The sequence below is a fragment of the Rhodanobacter hydrolyticus genome, from assembly GCF_044904645.1.
On sequence record NZ_JADIKK010000008.1, the window covers coordinates 3239484 to 3264994 of the forward strand.

General features: G+C 62.6%; 21 protein-coding genes. 8 read left to right on the plus strand and 13 right to left on the minus strand.

The annotated features are described in order from the left end of the window. The first annotated feature begins 45 nt into the window (after positions 1–45). Complete coding sequence (locus ISP25_RS17135) at positions 46–1800, plus strand: LTA synthase family protein (RefSeq protein WP_404615595.1); 1755 nt, start codon at positions 46–48, stop codon at positions 1798–1800. Positions 1801–2052: 252 nt separating this feature from the next. Here ISP25_RS17135 and ISP25_RS17140 read toward each other — a convergent pair whose 3' ends face one another. Genes ISP25_RS17140 through ISP25_RS17150 form a run of 3 tightly spaced genes read right to left on the minus strand, consistent with a single transcriptional unit; the run spans position 2053 to position 4146 of the window. After that, entirely contained in the window at positions 2053–2409 is a 357-nt protein-coding gene (locus tag ISP25_RS17140; RefSeq protein WP_404615597.1) for a hypothetical protein, read from the minus strand. A 14-nt stretch (positions 2410–2423) separates the two neighbouring features. After that, positions 2424–3479, minus strand: coding sequence for an LTA synthase family protein (locus tag ISP25_RS17145; RefSeq protein WP_404615598.1), 1056 nt, complete (start codon positions 3477–3479; stop codon positions 2424–2426). After that, positions 3442–4146: a hypothetical protein gene (locus ISP25_RS17150; RefSeq protein WP_404615599.1), complete on the minus strand. Its 705-nt coding sequence runs from the start codon at positions 4144–4146 to the stop codon at positions 3442–3444. The genes ISP25_RS17145 and ISP25_RS17150 overlap by 38 nt, the downstream gene beginning before the upstream one ends. A 237-nt stretch (positions 4147–4383) precedes the next feature. Between ISP25_RS17150 and ISP25_RS17155 the strand changes: the two genes are divergently transcribed. The 4 genes from ISP25_RS17155 to ISP25_RS17170 all read left to right on the plus strand — a co-directional run bounded on the left by ISP25_RS17155 (position 4384) and on the right by ISP25_RS17170 (position 9615). Next, on the plus strand, positions 4384–4965 hold the full coding sequence (locus ISP25_RS17155; protein ID WP_404615601.1) for a class I SAM-dependent methyltransferase: 582 nt from the start codon (positions 4384–4386) through the stop codon (positions 4963–4965). 242 nt (positions 4966–5207) lie between these two features. Then, positions 5208–6506 carry a glycosyltransferase gene (locus ISP25_RS17160; protein WP_404615603.1) on the plus strand — a complete coding sequence of 433 codons (1299 nt, stop codon included), beginning with the start codon at positions 5208–5210 and terminating at the stop codon, positions 6504–6506. Then, positions 6503–8041: a hypothetical protein gene (locus ISP25_RS17165; RefSeq protein ID WP_404615604.1), complete on the plus strand. Its 1539-nt coding sequence runs from the start codon at positions 6503–6505 to the stop codon at positions 8039–8041. Before ISP25_RS17160 ends, ISP25_RS17165 begins: the two co-directional genes overlap by 4 nt. A 65-nt stretch (positions 8042–8106) precedes the next feature. Further along, positions 8107–9615: a hypothetical protein gene (locus ISP25_RS17170; RefSeq protein WP_404615606.1), complete on the plus strand. Its 1509-nt coding sequence runs from the start codon at positions 8107–8109 to the stop codon at positions 9613–9615. Here ISP25_RS17170 and ISP25_RS17175 read toward each other — a convergent pair. From ISP25_RS17175 to ISP25_RS17220, 10 genes are all read right to left on the minus strand, one after another. Continuing rightward, complete coding sequence (locus tag ISP25_RS17175) at positions 9612–10544, minus strand: lysylphosphatidylglycerol synthase transmembrane domain-containing protein (RefSeq protein ID WP_404615608.1); 933 nt, start codon at positions 10542–10544, stop codon at positions 9612–9614. The two genes, ISP25_RS17170 and ISP25_RS17175, sit on opposite strands and share 4 nt — an antisense overlap. Before the next feature lie 39 nt (positions 10545–10583). Further along, entirely contained in the window at positions 10584–11717 is a 1134-nt protein-coding gene (rffA, locus tag ISP25_RS17180) for a dTDP-4-amino-4,6-dideoxygalactose transaminase (protein WP_404615610.1), read from the minus strand. Next, on the minus strand, positions 11714–12457 hold the full coding sequence (locus ISP25_RS17185; RefSeq protein ID WP_404615612.1) for a WbqC family protein: 744 nt from the start codon (positions 12455–12457) through the stop codon (positions 11714–11716). Before ISP25_RS17185 ends, rffA begins: the two co-directional genes overlap by 4 nt. After that, positions 12454–13032: a PglD-related sugar-binding protein gene (locus tag ISP25_RS17190; protein WP_404615614.1), complete on the minus strand. Its 579-nt coding sequence runs from the start codon at positions 13030–13032 to the stop codon at positions 12454–12456. The genes ISP25_RS17185 and ISP25_RS17190 overlap by 4 nt, the downstream gene beginning before the upstream one ends. Continuing rightward, positions 13029–13961 carry a glycosyltransferase family 2 protein gene (locus tag ISP25_RS17195; protein ID WP_404615616.1) on the minus strand — a complete coding sequence of 311 codons (933 nt, stop codon included), beginning with the start codon at positions 13959–13961 and terminating at the stop codon, positions 13029–13031. Before ISP25_RS17195 ends, ISP25_RS17190 begins: the two co-directional genes overlap by 4 nt. Before the next feature lie 130 nt (positions 13962–14091). After that, entirely contained in the window at positions 14092–14901 is an 810-nt protein-coding gene (locus tag ISP25_RS17200) for a class I SAM-dependent methyltransferase (RefSeq protein ID WP_404615618.1), read from the minus strand. Between the two features lie 253 nt (positions 14902–15154). After that, positions 15155–16099 (minus strand): electron transfer flavoprotein subunit alpha/FixB family protein, encoded by a 945-nt coding sequence (locus tag ISP25_RS17205; protein WP_404615620.1) that lies wholly within the window; start codon positions 16097–16099, stop codon positions 15155–15157. 98 nt (positions 16100–16197) lie between these two features. After that, on the minus strand, positions 16198–16944 hold the full coding sequence (locus ISP25_RS17210) for an electron transfer flavoprotein subunit beta/FixA family protein (protein WP_404615622.1): 747 nt from the start codon (positions 16942–16944) through the stop codon (positions 16198–16200). Positions 16945–17057: 113 nt separating this feature from the next. Next, positions 17058–19127, minus strand: a complete 2070-nt coding sequence (locus ISP25_RS17215; protein WP_404615624.1) for a glycosyltransferase — start codon at positions 19125–19127, stop codon at positions 17058–17060. Between the two features lie 101 nt (positions 19128–19228). Next, positions 19229–20848, minus strand: coding sequence for an electron transfer flavoprotein-ubiquinone oxidoreductase (locus ISP25_RS17220; protein ID WP_404615625.1), 1620 nt, complete (start codon positions 20846–20848; stop codon positions 19229–19231). Between the two features lie 219 nt (positions 20849–21067). On the opposite strand from ISP25_RS17220, the gene ISP25_RS17225 reads away from it, so the two are divergent. The 3 genes from ISP25_RS17225 (at position 21068) to cysC (ending at position 25510) form a co-directional block, all read left to right on the plus strand. Continuing rightward, positions 21068–22465 carry an amidase gene (locus tag ISP25_RS17225; protein ID WP_404615627.1) on the plus strand — a complete coding sequence of 466 codons (1398 nt, stop codon included), beginning with the start codon at positions 21068–21070 and terminating at the stop codon, positions 22463–22465. Positions 22466–22700: 235 nt separating this feature from the next. Then, a complete protein-coding gene (cysD, locus tag ISP25_RS17230) occupies positions 22701–23618 on the plus strand; it encodes a sulfate adenylyltransferase subunit CysD (protein ID WP_404615629.1) in 918 nt (305 codons plus the stop codon). After that, on the plus strand, positions 23618–25510 hold the full coding sequence (cysC, locus tag ISP25_RS17235; protein WP_404615631.1) for an adenylyl-sulfate kinase: 1893 nt from the start codon (positions 23618–23620) through the stop codon (positions 25508–25510). The genes cysD and cysC overlap by 1 nt, the downstream gene beginning before the upstream one ends. Position 25511 lies beyond the last annotated feature (1 nt).

Below are 25511 nucleotides of genomic sequence, written 5' to 3' on the forward strand. Positions count from 1 at the left end.
GCGCGGGCGTGGAGAATTGTTGCCGTCACGGCACCGATCGTTGTCATGGCGTTGGCAAGCGTGGCACTGGTGTGGTGGCTGGATCTTGCGCTGCGTTGGACCTTCGAACCCGCGTTGCTCTGGCGCAACGCTCTGCCGGTTTTCCTGGTCATGCTGCTGATCTACGGCCTGAGCGGCCGTGCGCTGATGGCACTCTTGCTGGGCGGCGGCATCGCGCGTCTCGTGTTCGAGGTGAATGCGATCAAGGAGCTCAATTTGGACGAGCCCCTGCTGCCTGGCGATCTGGTGCTCTGGCATCAGGTGCTGCACAACATGGGTTTCTTCGCGCATTACACCGGTCACCGTCTCGTGCTGTTGTTGCTGGCGCTGTTGGCGGCCATGGCAGTGTTGTGGGCGATCTGGCGATTGGAGGGACGTTGGCGGCGGCCGCACTGGGTGGCTCGTGCGTCGTGGATTGTGCTGTCGCTGCTGCTCCTCGGCACCTTGTACCGTGGCATCGGTCCCTGGCGCGAGGCATATGCGGACGAGGCATTGCCCGATTTTCAGCTCTGGGATCCGATCGACAGCGTGCAACATGTCGGTTTCATGGCCGGTCTTGTGCGAATGTCGCAAGAGGCGGACACGACGATACCGAAGGCTGACGAGTTGCTCGTGCGCGATTTCGCCGCACGTCACATTGCGGACCTGAAGGCGCGCATGACGCGCCAACCGCCCGCCGATTTGCCGGACATCGTGGTGGTGCAGAGCGAAGCGTTCTTCGATCCCGGTGTCCTGAAGGACATGGACTACGGGGTGTTCGTGCCCAATTTCGAGCAGCTCGCGGCCACGGGTATCACCGGCAATCTGACTACTCCCACCTACGGCGGAGGCACCATCCGTACGGAGTTCGAGACTCTGACCGGTTACCCTATGCAGGCGTTTCCGTCCGTCGTGTATCCGTACTACGGGCTGGTTGGCGGATGGATGCCGGCGGTGCCGCGAAGGTTGGCGGCTCTTGGCTATTCGACCACGCTGTACCATCCGTTCAGTGGCAGTTTCTGGAATCGTCGGCAGACGATGCCCGAATTGGGGTTCCAGCATGCCTATTATCGACAGGCCTTCGCTGGCGCCGAGCGCGCCGGAGAGTACATCTCCGATCGGGCCTTGTTCGATTACGTGCTGGCCCATCTCGACGACGGCGGCTCCGGACCGCACTACGCGATGGCAATCACGATGGAGAACCACGGTCCGTGGGATTTCGACGTGGGCATGCTCGCCAACGTGCTGGGCCGGCGCCCGCTGCCCAAGAGCCTGTCGGCGGCCGGCACCGAGGAGATGGTTTACTACCTCTCCCATTTGGTCAACGGTGATGCCGCGCTCGGTGATTTCGCGAAGCGCTTGCTCGCGCGACCACGTTGGACCGTGCTGATGTTCTATGGCGATCACCTGCCCGCACTTCCGAGCGCGTTTGCGGATTTACACTTTGACGATGACGGCTTGGAAGTCCAGGAGCACACCCGTTATATGCTGGTGTCGAATCGGCCATTGGCGCCGCGCAAGCTGGATCTCAGTTCATACGATCTGCCGGCCCTGCTGTTCGATACGATAGGTCTGCCCGAGGACGGCTACCTTGCGTTCGATTCGGTTGCCCGGCAGGCCTGGGCACAGAATCACTACCAGGATGGTGTCAAGTACGGCCAGGTGCTGTTCAATGCGGCACAACTGGAAGTGGCCTGCCGGCGGAAGCTGGATGCAGCGGGGGACTGCGGTAGTGTCCCATCCCAGGATCAGCCACAGCCCGGTGTCGCACGGAAAGAATGATCTTTGGGTACACACGGACGGGATTGCCGTGAGCCGTGGCGGCGTATCTGGAAGCTCCTGGCGATCCGGGTCGGCCGAGAGAAACTCGGATGGCGCGTCGTTTGTACTGAACGGGCGTGGAAGCTGCGTGGCGACGTTGCACGCTGTACCAGGCGTAGTCAGGCGGACGGCCGTCGCTGAGCTTGTCGCTGCCGCCGGCGATCCGGGTGCGGATGATGATGGCGAATGCGATGTAGCTCGCCAGCGATCGGGCTAGCTCTTGCAGGCCAGGCGCCCGATACGGATCTCGGCGAGCGTGCGCATGCCGCTGGCGTCGGTCAGGGTGATCCGTGTGCCCGGCACGACCCATCTGCCGGTTGAGGCCGTGCCAACGGGTCCCTGCTCCATCCATAGCGTGACCTGATCGTTGCCGAACGCGTCCGGGTTGTGCGCCCACAGCCTGATCGGTTTGCCCTGGGTGGCTTTGTAAGCGCTCCAGCTCACGCTGACGCTGCTCGGACGGGTAGCGCCACCGCAACCTCTGAGTGAGGACGGTGTTGCGCTGAGCTTGGGCTGGCCGCAGCCGGCCATGACCAGCGTGCCGAGTGTGACGAAAAGCAATCGGTACATGCAGCCCCCTTGGCTTACTTGAGTTCGTGCAACTGGCCGAAGATCCACGCGTAGTAGGAAGCGAGGAGCGGCTTGTCCGCGCAGTCCCCGTACCGCCCGTCGCAGCGATCGCGAAGGCTGCGCAGCGCAGAGAAATAGGGGTCTTCGGGAAGCCCTGCCGCCTGTAGCACCATGCTGGGGAGGTAGGCGATGTCGAGCATGGGGTAGCTGGGCAGTGCCGGTCCGGTAAAATTGCTCTTGACCATGTAATACGTGAGGTTGTGCTTGTACGGTTCCACTCCAGATGGCAGCACGCGTTGCATCTCCCGTATCAAGCCACTGAACGATGGCTGGTGGTCGCCGAAGTGCATCAGCACTGTAGGTTCCTGGCGATCGAGGAAGTCGTGCTCCAACTGGTGCATGCCCTCGTCGGAGTCGCGCAACTTCGACAGGTAGGTGCCCAGGTTCAGTGCCTGATCGGCAGGAAGGCCGCGGATGGGATTCCGGTTGAACGGAGCCGGCAGCGACGACAGCGGCTTGGTGTCGTGCGGGCCGTGCTGCTCCATTGTCAGCACCATGATGAAGACGGGCTGGCCCGGTTTGCGCACCTTGTCGTAGACACGCTTGGTCGCATCGAACAGCTGCGCATCGCTGGCGTGCCACATCTGCAGGCCGAGGTCGTGGATGTCGTAGAACTGGTCGAAGCCGTACGACTGGTAGGCATTGCGTGCATTGAGGAAGTTGCCGCCGACAGGGTAGATCGCCACGGTGAGATAGCCGAGTCGGCGCAACAGCATAGGCAGCGTGTCGTGGGTGCGCGGTGCCAACACATACGGGGCATACATGCCGGCAGGGCCGAAGATGTCCTGCGGCATGCCGGTCAGCACGGCGAATTCACTGACCCAGGTGCCTCCGCCGAAAGTGTGCGTGCGCAACAGACCGTGTCCACGCGTGCGCGTGTCCGACTCGAACATCGGCATGCGGCACTGCGGGATGTCGCATCCGGTGAAGATCGAAGGGTCGAAGGTGCTTTCCTCCAGCACCTGCACGATGTCAGGGTGGGGATTGGTGCGGGCCGTCGGTGATGGCATCCGGTACCGCAGTGGCTGCCCAGCCTTGCTCGGCCTCCGCAGTGCTTGCCATCGCCGGCATGCAGATCGTCGAGTCGTGGATCGTGATGAAGAAGTTTGTCAGATAGGCCCGGTCTGAGAGCTTGCTCCACAACCCCTTGTCATAGATCGCCTTGAAGGGACCGTGCGGCAGCAGGCAGATCCAGAACGCCAGTACGCACGCTGTGGCACCTGCTGCGCGGACGCCGGCCTGTTGTCCGCCACGCAGGCTTGGGAACAGGCGGTGGTCGGTGTTCCACACCAGTACCAGCAACAGCGGAGCGAGCACGCACGCCGCCACGCCCAGTCGCAGCAGGTGTGGGTAGTGTTCCAGCGTCTCCACGAGACTGGTGTGCGCGAAATAGACGAAATCCGCAGGCATCAGCGGCGATTCGAGATAGCGCAACTTGGTCGCCGAAACGAATTTCAGCAGCAGGAGCAGGCTGCTGCTCACCAGCACTGCTGTGGCCGGCCTCGCGAACGCGAACAGCAGAGTGCCTGCCGAACACAGCAAAAGGGTGAGGATGAAAATTTTTTCCTGCGGCGCAGGTTCGCGACAAGCCACTATGGTTATCGCAAGAAGAAACGCGGCAGTGGTGCACGACCACGAGAGCAAGTGGCCGATGGAGAATGGAAGGCGAAGTTTCATGGATCCGTCCGAAGGTTGCCGAAGCGCGCAAGATGCCGGCATTTTGTCTGCATTTCCTGCTCTCGTCCGACCGGCCCCGCAGATGTGGAGCTGACATGACCCGGTCCGATTCAGCATGTCGTGACGAGGGCATTTAAATTATATGACACAGTTTCTTGCGATTTGTCGCATTTCGCGAATCGCCTGGACGGAGCAATTGGAGGAGTCATCATGGGTAGCGCCGAATCCGAACTGGCCATGCCGTCGCGCATGCAATGGCTCACGTTCTTCCGCCAGTGGCTCAAGCACCCACGCAGCATGGCGTCGGTCGCACCGTCCGGCCGGCAACTGGGGAGGCTAATGGCCACTGCGCTGCCGAGAGGCGCTCATCACATCGTGGAACTTGGCGCGGGCACCGGTGCGATCACCCAGGCGCTCGTGCGGCACGGCGTCCTGCCGCAGCAGCTGTTAGCCGTGGAGATGAACCCAGTGCTGCACGACGTGCTTGCCCGGCGCTTCCCGCGGATGCATCTGGCGCATGGCGATGCATGCCACCTGCCGGAACTGGTCGCCAAGAGCGGTGCGTTCGCCTGCGGCGAAGTGGATGGCGTACTCAGCAGCCTCGGCCTGTTGTCGATGCCGAAGAAGCTGCAGCGGGACATCCTGACCGCTGCCTTCGCGGTCCTGCGACCGGGCGGAGTATTCGTTCAGTACACCTACGGCCTGCGCAGCCCTTTGGACGAAGACGTGTGCAGGCAAATGGACTTGCGCTGCATGTCGGCCGGATTCGCGTGGTGCAACCTGCCGCCAGCTCGGGTGTTCGTCTACGGAAGACATTGATCCGTCGCAACGACGACACGCCGGTCTGGTTCGGATGCTCGTGGCACAATGCATGGTTTTCGCGCACGGCCTACGAACGAATGGGCGCATCAATGAATCTATTACGGACCTATCCGGGTGCATCGGGAAATGCGGGTATGAACAACCTTGCCGGTGCACCTCAAGCTGCCGTTGGTGGTTGAGGGATGCATGCTGCTGCGTGCGATCGGAACTCCCTTGTGCCCGTCTGTTAGGTGTCGATGATGCGAATTCTGCTGATCGCCTATGACTATCCGCCACTCGCGTCGCCGCAGGCGATCCGCTGGCATTACCTCACGCGCGAACTGGTCGCATTGGGCGTCGACGTACATGTACTCGCACCTCAGCTGCCAGCTTCCTGCGCCGCGCTGGCAGTGCCGCCAGGCGTGACAGTTCATCGCTGTGCCGCGGGTGGCCTTGCCGGTTTGCTTGAGCGTCGCCGCAGGCGTTCGTCGAGCGCGGTCGCGGGGCCTTTGACGCCCGCCAATGCGGAAGTCGTTGCATCGTCGACTCCGTCGCTGAACTGGAAAGGACGTCTATACCAGCGGTTGGATGTGTTGATTGGCCTGTGGTGTTATCCCGACAGCCGCGGGCAATGGCGCAAGCCGGCGCGAGCAGCCCTGTCGTCGCTCATGGCGCAGCTCCGACCGGACATTGTGATCAGTTCGCACGAGCCGGCAGTGAGTCTCGAACTCGGCATCGATGCGGCCAACAGCACTGCCGCCTGGCTTGCGGATCTGGGCGACCCGGTTCTGGCGCCCTACACACCTAGGCGTTGGCGTCGGCGCGCTGGCCGGCTGGAGGCGCAGGTCTGCGTCAAGGCCGCAGCGGTCAGCGTAACGACGGCGCAGACGCGTGAATTGCTGATCGCACGTCACGGCATCGACCCCGACAAGGTATCCGTGCTGACTCAGGGTTTCGACGAACGCGCTGCGCGCTGCGCCTGGAATCCGAATCCCGACAGTTTTGCGCGCGACGGCCAATGGCACCTGCTTTACACGGGGCGGTTCTATCCGTTCCGCAGCCCGCTGGCGTTGCTGGAAGCAGTACTGGCGCAGCCGCGCGTGCAGCTGACAGTGGCGGCGCCCGAAGTGGCGCCGGAATGCCTCGCTCTTGCAGATCGCAGCGGCGGCCGCATCGTCTTTCTTGGCGAGCAGCCGCACGCGCGGGTACTTGAACTGCAGCAGCAATGCGACGTGCTGGTGAATATCGGCAATGCGCTGGCAGCACAGACGCCAGGCAAACTGTTCGAATACCTCGGCAGCGGCAAGCCGATCCTGCATTGCTATTCGGTCGACGACGACCCGGCCAACGTGCTGATTCGCAGCTGGGGACGCGGTTGGGTGTGCCGCAACGACCGTATCAACCTGCAAACATTTCTGCGTACGCTGGTGGAGTCGCCGGGGCAACGATGCGCCGAGCTGTCACGTGACGATAGCGGTGTTGCGGAGTACGGATGGTCCGTGTTGGCGCGGCGACTGCTGCAGCTCTGCGAGCAAGTAGCGAAAGAGGATTTGCGATGACGAAAGGAATGCAGCTTCCTTCGGAGCGAGCACGTGAGTTCCTGATCCACGTTCTTGCGTGGGGAGTGGCTTGCGCTGCCTTACTCAATGCATGTTTGTTTGTGTGGCATACGGCCAATCCTGTCCTGCGTTCCGATGCGTGGTATTCCCTCGATGTATTCGTGCGCAAGGCGGTGGAGGGGCATCTCGGTCTGGCGGACTTCTTCACACGACGTTACGTGGATGACCATGCGCAGCCGTTGCTGAAGCTGATAGAGCTGGCTGAGTGGCGCTGGTTCGATCTCGACTGTTCAGTCGGATCGATGATGGGGCTGTTGGCTGCATGTGTACTCGTCTTGATATTGCATCGAGTGACGACGACGACACATGGTGATAATGAGCAGGGCACGCATCGCTTCGTTGCCTGGGCCACGCTGACGGCCGTCCTGCTCTCGCTGAACGCATCTGGGATCTGGACATGGCCGATGGCGGCGCTCGGGTATGTCACGTTCGTGCCTGTGCTGCTGTTCTATCTGGTGGTTTGGCGTGCCTTGCGCAGGCGCAGCCTGGCGTTGTTGACCATCGCCACCTTCTTGCTCTGCGCACTAGCCGATGATGTGGCCATGATCGCGGAGATCTCCGTCGTGCTGGCGTTGGCGTTGCTGGTGTGGCGCGCGCCCGGATCGTCATGGGGCCATTTCGGGAAAATGGTTGTTGTGATGGCCGCCTGCACTGGGATGGTGCGCATTGCGTACGGCTTTGCACCCCTGCTGGATGGCACACCTGGGATGTCACTGGCGGCACGAGTGATGGTGCTGGTCGGAGAGCTGCGCAGCGGCGAGGCGTGGCAATGGATCGCGATCCCGTTTTCACGATCGGTTGCCTGGGGTGTTCCCTTCAAGGGAATTCCCATGGATGCATGGAGGGGCATTTCGACGGCATTCGTCATGTGGCTGCTGCTTGCGCATGTTGCGTTCTGGTGGCGTGCGTCGCGTGGTGAGCAGAATCTGTCGACTTTTGTTGCCATGGGGCTGATGCTACTTTCCTATGGCTTGTTGGCTGGCATTATCCTGGTGCGTGTCTCCCTCCTCGGCAGTGGCTATCTCGGGCAGGAACGCTATGTCGAGTTCTATCAGATAAATCTGGTTGCGCTGTTGTTGATGTGGGCGGGAACGCGGATGCCCGGGCCGCTGGAACCTATGTGGCGGCGCGTGATGTTGCGATACGTACCGACGCTGGGTTGCGCAATTCTCCTGTTGCTGCAACTACCGTTGGCGCGGATGGCGTGGTTGCAGCGCCCTTACGAACAGGTGTACTACGCCCGCATGGCTGATCAGATAAATCAGCTGGCGGCAGCGCCAGAGCAAACCACTGGCTGTCTGCCCGAACTGGTCGTGTGTCGTTGGCCGCTGGAGCGACGGCAAGCGGTACTGCACCTGCTGGGCCTGCATCGCCTCAACGTGTTCTCGCCGCGGGTGCAGGCGTGGCACGTTTTCCTGCCCCGCTTAGAGTCTGGAGCGCGGCAGTCGGCTCTTGCGACGGGGGCTACTCGATGACGATATCTTGGATGCCACGCGTAAGTTGGTCCGCGCTGGCGGTCATAGTGGCGCTCGGAATTGTCATGTGCCTATTGGCTTTCCTTGCGGAAGGGCACACCGGTTTCAACCTTTGGGACGAGGGATACCTGTGGTACGGCGTGCAGCGCGTATTGCACGGTGAAGTACCGATCCGGGACTTCATGTCCTACGACCCGGGCCGTTATTACTGGGCGGCAGCGTGGTTGCGGATTTTTCACGATGAAGATCTCGTGGTCGTGCGTGCTGCCACCGCAGCCTTCTCTGCATTGGGCGTCGTGGCTGCAGGCATATTGGTATGGCGCGGATCCATCTGTCGAGGCGTCGCACGGCTTGCTCTGTGCGCATTCGCGATGGCGCTATGCCTGCTGTGGATGGTGCCATGGTGGAAGGGTTACGATGCGGCCATTTCGATCATCCTGACAGCCAGTCTGGCTAGAGTGCTGGTGCTTCCTATCGCAGGGCGTTTTTTTCAGCACGGCATGGTTGTCGGACTGGCGGCGGTCTTTGGGCGCAATCATGGCATGTACGGTGTGCTGGCCTGCCTACTGGCGACGCCAGTACTAGTGTTTGCCGCGAAGCCCATTTGGCGCCGCTGCATCCCTGCATGGATTGCCGGAGTCGCGTTGGGTTTTTCTCCGGTGCTGTTGGCGATCGTGTTCAACCGCAGTTTCGCGGTGGCTTTCTGGGACAGCATTCGTTTCTTGTTGTTCGAGTACAAAGGTACCGATCTGCCGTTACCGGTGCCGTGGCCGTGGACTGTGGTAATGGCGCATCAGTCGCTGTCGACATTGATTCGACCGTCGCTCATTGGGTGCTGCTTCGTCGGGCTGCCGTTGTTCTGTGTGGCAGGTGTCGCGCGAGCCTTGCGTGGTGCATGTAGCAGGCGCGAGCTCGCGCAACCGCAGTTCGTGGCGTGCGTGGCCACCGCGATTCCCTACTTGAACGTGGCGTTTGCGCGGGCCGATGTCTCGCATTTGGCGCAAGCGATCCTACCGTGTCTGCTGGGATTGCTGGTGTGGCCTTATCATGCACGCGTGCGAAGGGGATTTGCCTGGATCGGGTTGCCGTTGCTGGCTGCCGGCACGTCGTGGATCATCTTGCCGTTGCATCCGGCTTATGCAATGCGTATCGAAGGTGGCTGGCGACAGCTCGATGTGGGTGGCGACATCCTGTGGATGAATCCTTCGGCGGCGACTTCGGTGGCGGACATCGAAGAATTGGCGCGCCGATACGTCCCACCCGGAAAGACGATCCTGTCGGTGCCGGTATGGCCGGGGGCCTATGCCTTGCTCGGCGTCAGATCGCCTGTATACGAGATCTATCCGCTGCTGCCGCGAAACGACGAGTTTCAGGAGCAGGAGATCGCCCGTTTGCGACAAGCCAGTCCGGCCTTGATAATTCTTAACGATATCGGTGTGGATAGCGATGAGCGGTTGCGCTATGCGCATACGCATCAGCGGATCTGGAGCTATATCGAAGCGCACTATCGCAGGATTGCCTCGCCGCCGGACGAGCCGCAGCTGAAGATCTATCTGCCTGACGTCGGTGGTTAACCGATTGGGATCCGTGCACGGCGTCTTCGTAGCAGCGGCAGCAGGCATGCAAGGCCGGCGAGTGCGATCAACGGCGTGAGCAGACGTATCGCAATGGCCGTTGTTTCCGCTTCCGCGGCGGATGCACCTAGCCAGAGCATGATGCCGCGGCTGCCGAGTTCGGATACACCCAAGCCCCCGGGCGTCATGCTGACGACCACCGCTAACATGACGCTGCCCAAGAGCAGCGAAATCCGATCAAAATTTAGCATGACATGCATGGACATGGCGGCGATCCACCACAGTCCTGCGTACAGCAGCCAGATGAAGACCGTCAGCGCAGCCGCCAGAACCACACGGCGCGTGTGGCGCAGTGCTGCGGCGTAGTGGCGCACGCGTTGCGGTAGGTGCGCGATTTGGGAGGAAAGCAAGCTGAGACACGCTGCGCCAACTAGAGGGAGTGCAAGCGCGAGAGGTGCCATCCAATGCCAACCGAAATGCGCCATTAGTCCGTGCAGACCGAGGCCAAGCATACCGCACAGATCCAGCATGCGTTCTATGAAAAAGCCGGAAACACCAAGGCGCCACGCACTGCCATGATGATCGGGAATCATCCTGATCTTGACGATTTCGCCGAGTTGGAGTGGGGTCAATGAGGCCAACCCGGCTGCCGTACCGTTGGCGCAGAACGAGCGCCAGAACCGAGCGCGGTTGAAGGGGATTCCAAGCACGATTAGCCAGCGCCAGCCGCGCAGTGCGAAGATGGTTGCAAGCACGGGCAGGCCGCCGCCAAACAGAACACCAACGTTTAGCTGCCGCAGGGAGTGCGTCACCATGCGCCAATCGAATGACTGGATAGTGATGGCTACAGATGCGATCAGGATCAGGGCTGCCAACAGGTGCCGCAGGTGTCTCAGGCTCAGCATGCTGCGCATTGGTGGGTTGGGCATGAGGGTTGGCCAATCCGCGGGCAGTGGATCGCTATCGACCTACAAACCTGAGAGGAAGTCACTGGCGATCCGCATAACGTGATCCTGGTGTGGTTCCAATCCAACCCACATTGGCAGTCGGACTAGCCGGTCGCTGACGGCATCCGTATGCTGCAGTGCGCCATGAGTGCGCGCATAGCGCCGACCAGCCGGGGAACTGTGCAGAGGGATGTAGTGGAATACCACGCCGATGCCCTCGGCTTTCATGGACTCGATGAAGCGAGTGCGCGTAGACAGATCGTTCAACAGTAGATGGTACATGTGCGCGTTGTGCCGACAATCGGGTGGAATGATCGGGCGGCGCAGCAGTCCGCGTGCCTCCAGCGGAGCGGCCCAGGCATGGTAGTGATCCCATATCGCGAGGCGTCGCGCGGTGATGGTGTCCGCGTCCTCAAGTTGGGCAGCCAGAAAGGCCGCGATCAGCTCGCTCGGTAGGTAAGACGAGCCGATGTCGACCCAGGTGTATTTGTCCACGTGGCCGCGGAAGAATTTGCTGCGGTTGGTGCCTTTCTCGCGAATGACCTCGGCACGCTCCGTCATTGCAGGGTCGTTCACCAATAGCGCGCCGCCTTCACCGGCAATCACGTTCTTGGTCTCATGGAAACTCAAGGCTGCAAGATCACCGATGCTGCCCAGAGCGCGTCCTTTGTAGCTGGAGAAGATGGCCTGGGCGGCATCCTCGACCACTTTCAGGCCGTGCCGGGCGGCGATAGCCATGATCGTATCCATCTCGCAGGCTACGCCCGCGTAATGCACCACGCAGATAGCGCGGGTGTGTGCTGTTATGGCAGATTCGATTAGCGTCTCGTCGATGTTCAGCGTATCAGGACGGATATCCACGAATACCGGTACTGCGCCGCGCAGTACGAAAGCGTTGGCAGTCGAAACAAAGGTGAACGAGGGCATGATGACCTCGTCACCGGGTTGCAGATCCAGCAGGATCGCCGCCATTTCAAGTGCAGCTGTGCAGGAGTGCGTAAGCAGGGCCTTTCGCGTGCCGATGCGCTGCTCTAGCCAGGTGTGGCAGTGACGGGTGAAAACGCCATCACCGGACAGCTGTCCATTGGTATGCGCCTGGGCGATGTTGTCCAGTTCCCGGCCGACGAGATAGGGACGGTTGAACGGAATACTCATGCTTGCCTTGTATGGGCGGATTTGACTTCGACGCTCTTGCTGCGATGCCCCCAGATGTATTCGGGCGCCTGCGGGCCAGTGTTGAAGATCAGGTCGATGATACTCACTGCATGCTCGAAAGGAGGATGCGACTGCGGATATGCGGGGTAATCCGAATAGTCCTTGTAGGACAATTCGATACCCAATTCTTCGAAATACGCGGGGTCTATGTAATCCTTCGCTGCTGGTCCGGACACGTATGCGGTAGCGTTGACCTTGCGCAGCAGATCCAGCAGGCGATCAAGTCGCTGTCCCTGCGCTGCGAGTTCACGCGAGTCGCGAAATGCCGTGGTGATGCCAAGCAGATCAGTGGCGATGCGCCTGATCAGATGTTGGTTCATCGTGGATAGTGATGACCACCTTGCACCGAGATAGAAATCCTCGAAGAATTCGCGGTACACCGAAAAATAGGGTGCTTTGGAATAATTTTGGCAAATGCTGCGCCAATGCTTCGCCTGCCAGGCTGGATCGTTCAGCACCACTTCGCAGATCAGTCGGCGGATGTCAGGCCCAGCAGGCACGCTCAGCCACTGTAGGCCCTGCGATGTCTTGATGCGATTGCGCGTACGCCAATCGCTCTTGGTGAACTGCACGTCGTCGTAGAAGATGAACTCGTCTACATCATGCATGATGTCGAAATAGCCCTTCCACGGCAGGTAACTGGATTGAATCACCGCTACACGGTGGCTGCAGCCAGTCATGTCCGGGCCCCGACGCAGCGATGGTTCCAGCGACCACTCATTGGCACGAATGTATCGTCCGGCACGTCGGCGTGATCGACAATTGCAGCCGCGGCACCGATAAAGCATGAAGCGCCGATCTGCGCATGTCCGCAGATTGTTGCATTGGGTGACAGGAAACTATTGGAGCCAATGCGCGCATCGTGGTTCACACAGGCACCCGGCCATGCCACCACGATCTCGCCGAGACATGCTCGTACATCGACGATTGCGCCTGCCATCACCATCGTACCGTCGCCCAGTTGTGCGCCACTCGCTACATAAGCGCGTGGATGAATCAAGGCTGGGGCCGCATATCCGGCTCGTTGCAGCTTTTGCCAGGCATGCCAACGTGCGGGCAAATTGTTGTAGCCGATGGCTATGGCTACGCCGAAGTCGTGAGGCGGATGGCTGTGTTGGATGCTGTCGGAGTCACCGATGATCTCGCCGTCCTTATGGAAGTCGTCGACGAAACCGCAGGGTTCGTGCCCGCAATCCAGTGTCAGCGCTACCACCGTTTGCGCGAAGTCACGCGATCCCAAGATCAGCAGTTTCATGATGAGCTGGTGTCGTGAGCGATTAGGAACAGGGGCTTGCGCGAGGACTTGAAATTGATCCGCCCGATATATTGGCCGACGACTCCAAGCACTAGCAGTTGCAGTCCACCAAAGAACACGATGCCAGCCATCAACGACGCATAACCGGAGGCGGTGATGTGCCCTACCACCCTTTCCACCACGATCGAGACCAGCCACGCGAAGCCGACGAGCGAGCTCAATATACCCAGCCAGGATGCTAGGCGCAGCGGCAGGTCGGAGAAAGTGACCAGGATGTTGAGCGTGTGCAGCACGAGCTTGCGTGTGGTGTAGTTGCTAGAGCCGTGGGCGCGGTCGAAGTGCGGAACATCCACTTTCGCATAGCGATTCGTCAGCCAGGACAAGTAGCCGTCCACGAACGGAAATGGGGAATCGAATGTGACTAGCGCGCGCGCGATGGAGCCACGGATGAGGCGCAGGCTGGTGTAATCATAGTTAAGAGACGGGATGGCTGTGCGGAACAGTCGGCGCGCCACGTTTGACGTGAGGTTTCGCCACCAATGGTGGCTGCGCTCGGGAAATACTCCGTACACGAGATCATAGCCTTCGCATGCCTTCGCCATCATAGCGGGCAGGGACTCGGGAGGGTGCTCGAGGTCGTCGTCGATGGTAGCGATCCATTCGCCCCGCGCTTGCGCGATGCCGCAGAGCGTGGCCGCGTGCTGCCCGAAATTGCGGCTCAGTTGGATGCCGCGTAGTTCGGAATGAACCTTGGCCAGTTGTTGGATCAGTGACCAGGAGTCATCACCGCCGCAATCCTCCACCAGCAGGATCTCGAACGATGGGAAGTTTTCCCGGCAGATGGCTATCAGGCGCCTGCACAGTTCGGTCAAGGAGCTGTGAGCACGATAGACGGGAACGACGATCGACAAATTCGGGGTGGCGTCCATGTTCTCCTGCGCGCGAGCGGTGACGTCACCGGTGTCGATGTAAGAATGGGCATATTGTAGCAATGCCGTTCGATGGTAGCGCGTGGATTGGGTGCATATCGGCAAACAGCGTGGGGGTCGTCGACGGGCTTTATTGTGGAGCTGTCTTTACCGCCGCAATCAGCCGGGTGCCACCTGCGGGGAAGCGCAGGCCGATTTGGATCAGCCAACGTTCCAAGCATAGCGCGCCGTAAAGCGATGAGTTGAGCAGAGGCGACAGTCCGAATTCGCTGGTAGATGCTTCGCCGTCAGCATCCAACGTTTGCCTGCGCCAGCGTGAAGCTGCAAGCAGCGGTAATAGTAGGCTGACGAAGGAAGTGGAGAACACCACTCGGAAACCTATGGTTCGAAGTTTGTTTGCCAGTTCGCTGCGACGATAACGACGCTGGTGACAGGCGTGTTCGTCTTGTGCGCTCCAGAGCCATGGGTGTTGAGGCACTGTAAAGATGGCGCCGCCGCCAGGCATAAGGGCATGATGGATCTCGCGCAGCACCCGCATGTCGTCGGCAATGTGTTCGACGACGTCGAACGCGCCAATCAGATCAAATTCTTCGACAAACGGGACCCGTTGCGCATCCATCTGGAACAGGTCCGCGACAGGAACTCGCCGCGAGGCAAAGGACAGCCCCTCGAGAAAGATCTCACTGCCGCATACGCGTAATTGCGGTAGCTTATCTGTTACCTCGCGCAGCACGTAACCGGTGCCGCAGCCAATCTCCAACATGCTGCGAGCATGCGGGAAATACCGACGCAGCACATGGACGATCAGCTCGTTCCTGGCGCGGAACCAGAAATGGCCGTCTTCCACGGCAGCTAGTTTGGCGAAGTGCTCTGCCTTGAACCCGGGGGATTCGCGTGCGAGCTCGGGTGCATAGCAGGGTATGCCATCAAGCAACGTCACGGCTGCGCCACAGGCAGGACACGCCGTCGTGTGTAAAGGTGCGGAGAAGGGATGTCCGCAATGCAGGCATTGTCTCATCAGGGCTCCTTCTAGCGAGCCGTCGCAGACGATGCCATGCATCGCAGCACCATCCAGCGCGGTGTTGACGGGGATTGGTGACAGATCGGGCAGCGTCAACAATCGGGTAGGTAAGTCGTCAATCCCGAGTCAGCCCGATACCGTGCGGCACTAGGTAGGTGCTTTGTAGCCAAACTCAACCAAGTGACTGTTCCAGCTCTGGAATCAATTTGAACAGATCCCCCACCAGTCCGAAATCCGCCACCTCGAAGATTGGCGCCTCGCCATCCTTGTTGATGGCGACGATGGTGCCCGCGTCCTTGATGCCGGTGAGGTGCTGGATGGCGCCGGAGATGCCGATGGCCATGTACAGCTCGGGGGCGATGATCTTGCCGGTCTGACCCACCTGCAGGTCGCTGGGTACGTAGCCGGCGTCCACCGCGGCGCGCGAGGCACCCACTGCAGCGCCGAGCTTGTCGGCGAGCTTGAAGATGATGTCGAAGTTTTCCTTCGAGCCCACGCCGCGGCCGCCGGAGACCACCTTGCTGGCGCTTTGCAGGTCGGGGCGATCGCTCTTGCCCGACTGCAGGCCGACGTAGCGGGTGTGGGCGGGCAGGGTCATGTCCAACGTTATCGCTTCGATCGATGCGTTGTTCGTGCCCGTCGCGGCAGCCGGCCACGACGCAGTGCGGATGGTGGCGACCACGGGATGCGACGGTTCGGCTTCGACGGTGACGATGGCGTTGCCTGCGTAGATTGGCCGCTTGAAAGTATGTGCGCCTTCCACGCTCATCACATCACTGACCTGGGCTACGCCGAGTAAAGCGGCAACGCGCGGTGTCACGTCCTTGCCGAAAGTGGTGGAGGGCGCGAATACATGGCTGTAGCCTGCGGCAGCCTTGGCGATCTGCGGCGCCAGCACGGCGGCCAGCGGGTGCGCATTCTCGGCGCGCTCGACGGTGAGCACGCGGCTCACGCCGTCGATCTTGGCGGCCTCGACGGCGAGCGCGGCGACGTTGTCGGCCAGCACCAGCACGTCGACGGCTTCGGGTTTCACCGCGGCAGCGGCCGTCACGGCGCGGGCGGTGGAGGAGTTCAGCTTGCCGTCCAGATGTTCGGCGATGACGAGAATCTTGCTCATGGCATGGTTCCTTGAGTCTTGCTTTTCAGCAGGGGCGGCTTCAGCTGCGATACGCGCGGTTGTTCTCGGTTGAAGCCGTTCCTACGGGTGATGTGGTGTTACAGCAAACCCTTCTGCTTCAGCGCCGCGACCAGTTCGGTCGCGTCCTTCACCATCACGCCCTTGCTGCGCTTGGGTGGTGCGGCATAGTGGGTGGTCTTCAGATGGTCGCCGCTGTCGACGCCCAGTGAGGCCAGCTCGACCACATCGATGGGCTTGCTTTTGGCCTTCATGATGTCCGGCAGCTTGATGAAGCGTGGCTCGTTCAGGCGCAGGTCGCTGGTGACGACGGCGGGCAGTTCCACTTCGATGGTTTCGAGGCCTGCATCCACTTCGCGCGTCACCGTGGCTTTGCCTTCGGCGATCTCGACCTTGCTGGCGAAGGTGGCCTGCGGGCGGTCCCACAGCGCGGCCAGCATCTGGCCGGTCTGGTTGGCGTCGTCGTCGATGGCCTGCTTGCCCAGTAGTACCAGGCCCGGCTGCTCCTTCTCGACCAGCTTGAGGAAGGCGCGCGCGGCGGTGAGCGGCTGCACGGCATCGGCAGTGGTGACGTGGATGGCACGGTTGGCGCCCATCGCCAGGCCGTTGCGCAGGTGCGCGGTGAGGTCGGCCGGGCCGATGCCCACCACCACCACTTCTTCGGCGATGCCTTTCTCGCGCAGGCGCAGGGCTTCTTCCAACGCGATGTCGTCGAACGGGTTGGCGGAAAGTTTTACGCCGTCGGTCACCACGCCGGTGCCGTCGGGCTTGACCTGGATACGCACGTTGTAGTCCACCACGCGCTTGTAGCCGACCAGAATTTTCATCTGTGCTTCCTCAACTGACGGCACCCCGCGGAGCGCCCGAAGTTCATGCAAACCCCGATTCTAACCTGATTCGGCACTCCATGCGGATGCGTATGGTTGGGGTGCCCACAGGATCAGGGCGAGCTGTAGTCTCTGTCTGCCGGGAGCGGCAGGATCCGGTGCAATGTGGCGCGCGCGGCCTCGAAGGAGAAGTGTTCGCGCACGTTGTCCAGTCCGTGCTCCGAAAGGCGATGCCACAGCGCCTCGTCATCGTGCAGCCGCAACACAGCAGCGACGAAACCCTCGGCATCATCGGCAAGCAGGATCTCTTCGCCGTCGCGCAATTGCATGCCCTCGGCCGCGATGCCAGTGGCGACCACCGGCAAACCGTGGCTCATTGCCATGTTCACCTTGCCCTTCACGCCGGCACCGTAGCGCAACGGGGCAAGCGCTACGCGGCAACCCTCCATCCACGGCGTGAGATCGGCTACGCGTCCGTGGATCTGCACGCCGGGCGTAGCCAGTGACGGCCGCGCGGTTTCGGGAATGTCCCCGATCAGGTGCAGCGCGATGTCAGGCCGTTGTGCGTGGAGGCGCGGAAAGATCTCGCCGACCAGCCAGCGCACCGCGTCCTCGTTTGGCGGATGGTTGAAGCCGCCCACGAAGACCAGTCCGCTGCGTGGGGCGAAACCAGTTTTGCGCCCATACACTTCATGCACATTGGAGAGCAGTTCGATCCGTGCTTCCGGCAGCTCCCGGGTGAGCAGGGCATGTTCGACCGGGCTCACGACGAGAGTGATGTCGCAAGCCTGGATCAGTGCCAGTTCCCGACGCCGCGACAACTCGGCCTGACGAGCAAGCGTGCTGTTGTCGGTGTGTTCCGCAGCGCGTTGTTCGCGCAGAAAGTGCAGGTCCACGGTGTCGAACAGCACCTTGGCGCGCGGCACCAGCCGGCGCACGAGATCGAGGTTGGGAGCGGCCACGTAGTGGCGACAGAGCATCACGGCATCCAACGTGATGCCCTCACTGCGCAGCCATGCAGCCAACGAGGGCGACCATGGCTTGCACAGCGTGTGAGCGCCGACACGTCCCAACCGCACGATCTCGTCCTGCGTGGCGGTGCGGTTGTCCGCCATGAAGCTGACACGCCAACCGAGCTGACGCAACAGATGCATGATGTTGAGCAGGCGCAGCGATCCAGAGTCCCGAGCCGCATCCGGCGTCAATGCATCGACGATCAGGATGTGAGCTCGCTGTGCATGGTGAATGGCTATCTCAACCGGTGTGCGCGGCACTGGCTGCCGCTGCAGTGCAACCTGCCATTTGTCCACGAAGGTGGTGCGGTTGGTGGTCTGGTATTGCTTCACACCGGCGAACGGATCCAGCCCGGAGCTGATTCCCTCGCAGTGCACCACCAGGCTTTCCGGTTGGTAGAGCACACGTCGGCCGACGGCCCGCACTGCAAAAGCTAGATCCATGTCTTCACAGTAGGCGGGGGCGTAGCGTTGGTCGAAGCCACCGACAGCATGGAACAACGTGGACTCGATCATTAGTGCCGCCCCGGAAACATAGTCCGCGTCGCGGCGATACAGGAAGCGCGGATCGTCGCGATCCTCGAAGCGGCCGTAGTTCCATGCGCTGCCGTCGGCATACACGATGCCTCCGGCCTCTTGCAGGCGGCCGTCTGGGTACGCCAGCCGGCTACCGGCGATGCCGCAGGCCGTTTCCTCGGCGAAGCAGTCGAGGAGGCGGTCCAGCCAACCCGGTGTCACCTGGGTATCGTTGTTGAGAAACAGCAGGTGCGCGCCGCGCGCCGCCGCGGCGCCGGCGTTGCAACTGCCTATGAAGCCGAGATTGCGTTCGTTGCGCAGCAGGCGCAGGCCATCGACGCGTCTCAGCACGGCAACGCTCTCATCGGGCGAGGCATCGTCCACCACGATCACCTCGAACGCCGCCTCGGCGCCATGGCGGGCGATCGAGCGCAGGCAGGCCAGCGTGTAGGGCAACTTGCCGTGGATCGGTACGATCACCGAGACGCGTGGTGTTTCGCTGCACGGCAACGCGAATGGCGCGAAAGGCGTATCGAGCGGTTCAAGTTGCCACGACGCGTCGGTCGTGTTGCGCGGACGGAACTCCTGCGCGATGCGTGCCATCGTGCCGCGCAGACCGCGCTGCGCCACGCTGCCGCCCAAGCGTTGCAGCAAGTAATGCAGGCGTTTTAGTCGCCACGAGATCGTACTGGTCAGAGTCGCTTCCTTGTTGATGCAGGGCGGTGGATTATCCGTTGCCGGACGAGGTCGCGCGGTCACAGGTTCTGGTAGTTCGGCCCCGAACCGCCTTCCGGCGTTACCCAGTTAATGATCTGGTACGGGTCCTTGATGTCGCAGGTCTTGCAGTGCACGCAGTTGGCGGCGTTGATCTGCAGGCGCTTGCTCCTGCTCCCATCAGGCATGGTGTCCTGCACGATCTCGTAGACGTTGGCGGGGCAGAAGCGTGTGCAGGGGTTGCCGTATTCCGTGGCGCACTTGTCCACGCACACGCTGGTGTCGGCCACGTGCAGGTGGACGGGCTGGTCCTCGTCGTGCTCGGTGGCGGCGAAGTAGACCGCCGCGAGGCGGTCGCGCGGCGGCAGTTCGCGCGGTTGCACATAATCGCGCTTCGGTTCCTCGCACTGGCCGAGCTTGTGCAGCGACGACCAGTCGGCCTTGTTCTTCAGCGTCCAAGGCGAGCGGCCGCCGGTGACGGTTTCCCACGCGGCGTTCAACAAGCCGAACCACAGGCCCTTCTTGAAGGCGGGCTTGATGTTGCGCACCTTCTTCAGTTCCGCCATGGCTTCGGAACCGCGCAGCTTCGCATCGAAGCCGGCAGGGGCGAGTCCGTTGGCGGCGAGGTGCTCGGCGGCCAGCACGCCGCTGCGGATGGCTTGATGGGTGCCCTTGATCTTGGGCACGTTGAGCAGGCCGGCGGTATCGCCGATCAGCAGCGCGCCGGGCATCTCCACCTTCGGCAGCGACTGCCAGCCGCCGGTGACGATGGCGCGCGCACCGGCCGAAAGGATGGTGCCGCCCTCCAGCAGATCCTTCACATGCGGATGGTTCTTCCACTGCTGGAAGGCTTCCCACGGCTGGTAGTTCGGGTCGCTGTAGTCGAGGCCGCTGACGTAGCCCAGCGCGATGCGGTCCTTGTCCAGGTGGTAGAGGAAGCTGCCGCCGTAGGTGTGGCTGTCGGCGGGCCAGCCGAAGCTGTGCACGATCTTGCCGGGCGTGACGCGGCCGACGGGTACCTGCCACAGTTCCTTGATGCCGATGGAATAACTCTGAGGGTCGCTGTCGGCATCGAGCTTGAAGCGTTGGATCAGCTGCTTGGTGAGGCTGCCGCGCGCGCCTTCCGCGAGCACGGTGACCTTGGCCTTGATGTCGATGCCCTGGGTGTAGCCGGGCTTGTGCGAGCCGTCCTTCGCCACGCCCATGTCGCCGATGCGCACGCCGGCGACGGAACCGTCCTCGTTGAAGACAGTGTCGGCAGCAGCGAACCCGGGGAACACGTCTACACCCAGCGCCTCGGCCTGCGGTGCCAGCCAGGCGCACATGGCACCCAGCGAGACGATGAAGTTGCCGTGGTTGTGCATGCCCGGCGGCACCGGCAGCTTGCGGCCGCCGGTCTTGCTCAGCAGCCAGAATTCGTCTTCCGTGGCAGGGACGCAGATCGGTGGCGGGTTGTCGCGCCAGCCGGGCAGCAGGGCGTCCAGCGGGCCGGGTTCGATCACCGCGCCGGAGAGGATCTGCGCGCCGATGGTCGAGGCCTTCTCGATCACGCACACCGTGGTGTCGGGCTGCAGCTGCTTAAGCCGTATCGCGAACGACAGTCCTGCCGGACCGGCGCCGACCACGACGACGTCGTATTCCATGGTTTCGCGTTCGCTCATGGCTTCCCCGGCATTTCAGTGGACGGTGTCGCCAGTGCGACACATGCATTGCGGTATTGTCCGGTTTCGCGCGCTGCGCGGCAAACCCGGCGCCCCGGGCTTGCGCAGGCTTCACGAATGATGGCGATAATTCGGTCACGCTTAATTGAGGAGTGCGGCCACGGATGGCCGCTTCTTGATCTTCGCGTTCATGGATGAGCGCATATCTAAGGGATGCCGATGAGTTCGCTTCCGCCGATCACCGACCTGGACCTGCGCCGCGCCACCGTGTGCCAGCTGTTGCACTGGATGGCCATCGGACGCATCAATCCCCAGGCCGTGGCCGAGGCTTATGGCGAGGCGATCGAACGCATCAATCCGCAACTCAATGCTTACGTGGGCCTCAGCCCGGGTTTGTTGCATGAGCAGGCGCGTACCGCCGGGCACCGCCGCCGCGATGGCGTAATCGGCCGGCTGGACGGCATTCCGGTGGCGGTCAAGGACAACCTCGACATCGCCGGCTGGCCCACCCGCGCCGGCCTGCCGGGTCGCGGGGCGCCCGCGACGGACGATGCCCACGTGGTGGCGCGGCTGCGCGCCTCGGGTGCAGTGCTGGTGGGCAAGACCAATATGGACGAAGGTGCGTTAGGCGCAGCCACCGACAACCCGCATTACGGTCCTACCCACAATCCGTGGAAGCAGGGTATGAGCGCGGGTGGATCCTCGGGCGGTGCCGCGGCGGCAGTGGCCGCCGGCTTGGCCGCCGCGGCCGTGGGTTCGGACAGCCTTGGCTCGATACGCATACCCGCCAGCTACTGCGGGGTATACGCGCTCAAGCCTACCCATGGCGAAATTTCCGCGCGCGGCCTGGTGCCGGCGGCGCGTCGGCTGGATGCGGTGGGCTTGCTCGCGCGCAGCGTGGCCGACCTGACCGTGCTGCTGCAGGTGCTGGCCGGCTACGATGCCGACGACGCACGTTCGCGCCGCCGCCGCGTAGCGCTGGACCTGCCGGACTGGGAGCCGGGCAAGCTGCGCAGCGGTGTGCTGCCCGACCTCGCCGCGGTCGGCGTGCAGCCGGACGTGGCGGCACTGTTCGGTACGGCGCTGGAAAAACTCGCGCACGCGCTGGGCGGCCGCCGCACCGTGGACTTCGCCGACTGGGATTTTGCGCGTACCCGTCGTGCCGGCCTGCTGCTGATGGAGGCCGAGATGCTGGTTACCTTCGCGGACGATTTGCAGGATGCGGCGCATCCGCCGTCGCCGCGCTTCCGCGAGATGCTGAGTTACGCCGAACGCAAGGGCGCGGCCGATTACGCCAGGGCCGACCGTGTGCTGGATGCGGCCACGCTCAAGATGCGCCGGCTGTTCTCGCAGATCGACGTGCTGGTGCTGCCCACCACGCCATGCGGTGCATTCCCGCTGGCTGGGACGGAGCCCGGCAACCATGCCGACCTCACCAGTTTCGCCAGCCTTGCTGGGTGTCCCGCGGTGAGCATCCCGATGGGTATCCTGCCGAACGGGATGCCGGTGGGCCTGCAACTGGTGGGGGCGCGCGGTTCGGATTTGCGCCTGCTGGAGCTGGCCGCGGTGTGCGCCGCCACGCTGGATGCCGATCCTGCTTATCCGGCCATCGTTTGACACCTAGGTTCGCGCTTTTGTAGGTGCGCCCCCTTGCGCGATGGCTTTTGGCTTCGACAGACACTGGAGTCGTCGCGCACAGGGTGCGCTCCTGCAGGCGGTGTTTTGGCGCTATATGCCGTCTGGTGCAGCTTCCAGCCAACCTGGTTGTTTGGGCAATCGGCCATGCTCGCGTAGGATGCCCGTTCGGCCCGTCCGGCGGCGGGCCGCATATCGTTTCCGAAGTCGGCATTCCATGAACGCACGTTTAGCTCCGCGCACCGATCATCTCGACGAACTCGAGGCCGAAAGCATCCATATCTTCCGCGAGGTGGCGGCCAGCTTCCGCCGGCCGGTGATGCTCTATTCCATCGGCAAGGATTCCTCGGTACTGCTGCACCTGCTGCGCAAGGCGTTCTATCCCGCGAAGTCGCCGATCCCCTTGCTGCACGTGGACACCACCTGGAAGTTCCGCGAGATGATCGCCTTCCGCGACGAGGTGGCCGCGCAGGGCGATGTCGAGGTGCTGGTGCACATCAATGAGGATGGCGTGCGGCAGGGCATCTCGCCGCTCACCCATGGCGCCACCGTGCACACCGACGTGATGAAGACGCAGGGGCTGAAGCAGGCGCTGGACAAGTACCAGTTCGACGCGGCCATCGGCGGTGCGCGGCGCGACGAGGAAAAATCCCGCGCCAAGGAGCGCGTGTTCTCGTTCCGCAACGCACAGCACCGCTGGGATCCCAAGCACCAGCGTCCGGAGTTCTGGCACACGTTCAACACGCAGATCCGCAAGGGCGAGAGCGTGCGTGTGTTCCCGATCTCCAACTGGACCGAGATGGACGTGTGGCAGTACATCCGTCGCGAAGGCATTCCGGTGGTGCCGCTGTACTTCGCCAAGCCGCGCCCGGTGGTGGCGCGCGACGGTGCGCTGATCATGGTGGACGACGAACGCTTCGCCCTGCGCGAGGGCGAGAAGGTGGAGATGCGCACGGTGCGCTTCCGCACGCTGGGCTGCTACCCGCTCACTGGCGCGGTGGAATCCACCGCCGGCACGCTGGACGAGATCATCGACGAGATGGCCGAGTCGCGCAGCTCCGAGCGGCAGGGGCGCGTGATCGACCACGATCCCACGGCATCGATGGAGCGCAAGAAGCAGGAGGGCTATTTCTGATGGCCGCCAACGCCAACAGCGCCGAGCGCGCCCGGGGCCTGCTGCGCTTCATCACCTGCGGCAGCGTGGACGACGGCAAGAGCACCCTGCTCGGTCGTCTGCTGTACGACGCCGGCATGGTGCCGGACGATCAGCTCGCCGCGCTCGAACGCGACAGCCGCAAATTGCACGCCGAGGCGGGCGCCGCCTTGGATTTCGCCCTGCTTACCGATGGTCTCGATGCCGAGCGCGAACAGGGCATCACCATCGACGTGGCGTGGCGCTATTTCCATACCGAGCGACGCAGTTTCATCGTGGCCGACTGCCCCGGACACGAGCAATACACGCGCAACATGGCGACTGGCGCTTCCAACGCCGACCTGGCCGTGGTGCTGGTGGATGCACGTAAAGGCCTGTTGCCGCAGACGCGCCGTCACACCTACATATGCAGCCTGCTCGGCATCCGCCAGGTGGTGTTGGCGGTGAACAAGATGGACCTGGTCGGTTGCGACGCAACCGTTTATCGCGGAATCACCGAGGCTTATCGCGAACTGGCGCAGACGCTTGGCATCACCAAGGTCGATTGCCTGCCGGTGATTGCTCCGGGCGGCGACAACGTGGGTGCGCGCTCCGAGCGCTTGTCGTGGTACCAGGGCCCGACCTTGCTGGAATTGCTTGAGGTTGCCGATGCCGCGCCCGCGCGCGCTGAGGATTTCCGCATGCCCGTGCAATGGGTGAACCGGCCCGACCAGAGTTTCCGCGGCTACGCCGGTACGATCTGCGGCGGTCGCGTGTCGCGCGGCGACGAAGTGCTGGTTCAGCCAGGCGTGCAGCGTGCGCGCATCGACCGCATCGTCACGGCCAGCGGCGACCTGGAGAGCGCGAGTGAAGGGCAGGCGGTCACGCTGTGCTTCGACCGCGAGCTTGACGCCAGCCGCGGCGACGTGGTCGCCGACGCGCTGCGCCCCGTGCCGGTAGCCGACCAGTTCGCCTGCCACGTGGTATGGCTGGGCGACAACGCACTGCTGCCCAACCGCACCTACTGGCTGAAGATCGGCGCGCGCACCGTCAACGCGCGGGTGATGTCGATCAAGCACAAGGTGGACGTGAACACGCAGGCGAAGCTCGCCGCACGCCATCTGTCGCTCAACGAAGTGGGTTATTGCACGGTGGGCCTCGACGAGGCGATCGCGTTCGAGCCTTACGCCACCAACCGCACGCTGGGCGGTTTCATCCTGATCGACCGCCAGAGCAACGCCACCGTGGCCTGCGGCATGATCGACTTCGCGCTGACGCGCTCCGCCAACGTGCATTGGCAGCACGTGGACGTGGACAAGTCGGTGCGCGGCGGCAGCATGGGCCAGCGCCCGTTGTGCCTGTGGTTCACCGGCCTGTCCGGCGCGGGCAAGTCCACCATCGCGAACCTGGTGGAGAAGCGCCTGCATGCGCTGGGCCACCACACCTACCTGCTCGACGGCGACAACGTGCGCCATGGCATCAACAAGGACCTGGGTTTTACGCCCGAAGACCGCGTGGAAAACATCCGCCGCATCGGCGAGGTGGCGCACCTGATGGTGGACGCCGGCCTGATCGTGCTGGTCAGCGCCATCTCGCCCTACCGCAGCGAGCGGCGTTCGGTGCGCGAGTTGTTCGACGAGGGCGAGTTTGTCGAGGTATTCGTGGACACGCCGCTGGCGGAATGCGAACAGCGCGACCCCAAAGGCCTGTATCGCAAGGCACGTGCTGGCGAGATCCGCAATTTCACCGGCATCGACGCCCCCTACGAGCAGCCGGAGTCGCCCGAGGTGCACCTGCAAACCGCGGGCCTGCGCGCCGAGCAGCTGGCGGAACAGGTGACTGCACAGCTGCTGGAGCGCATCATCGAGCCAGCGGACGACGATTATCCCGTCTAGG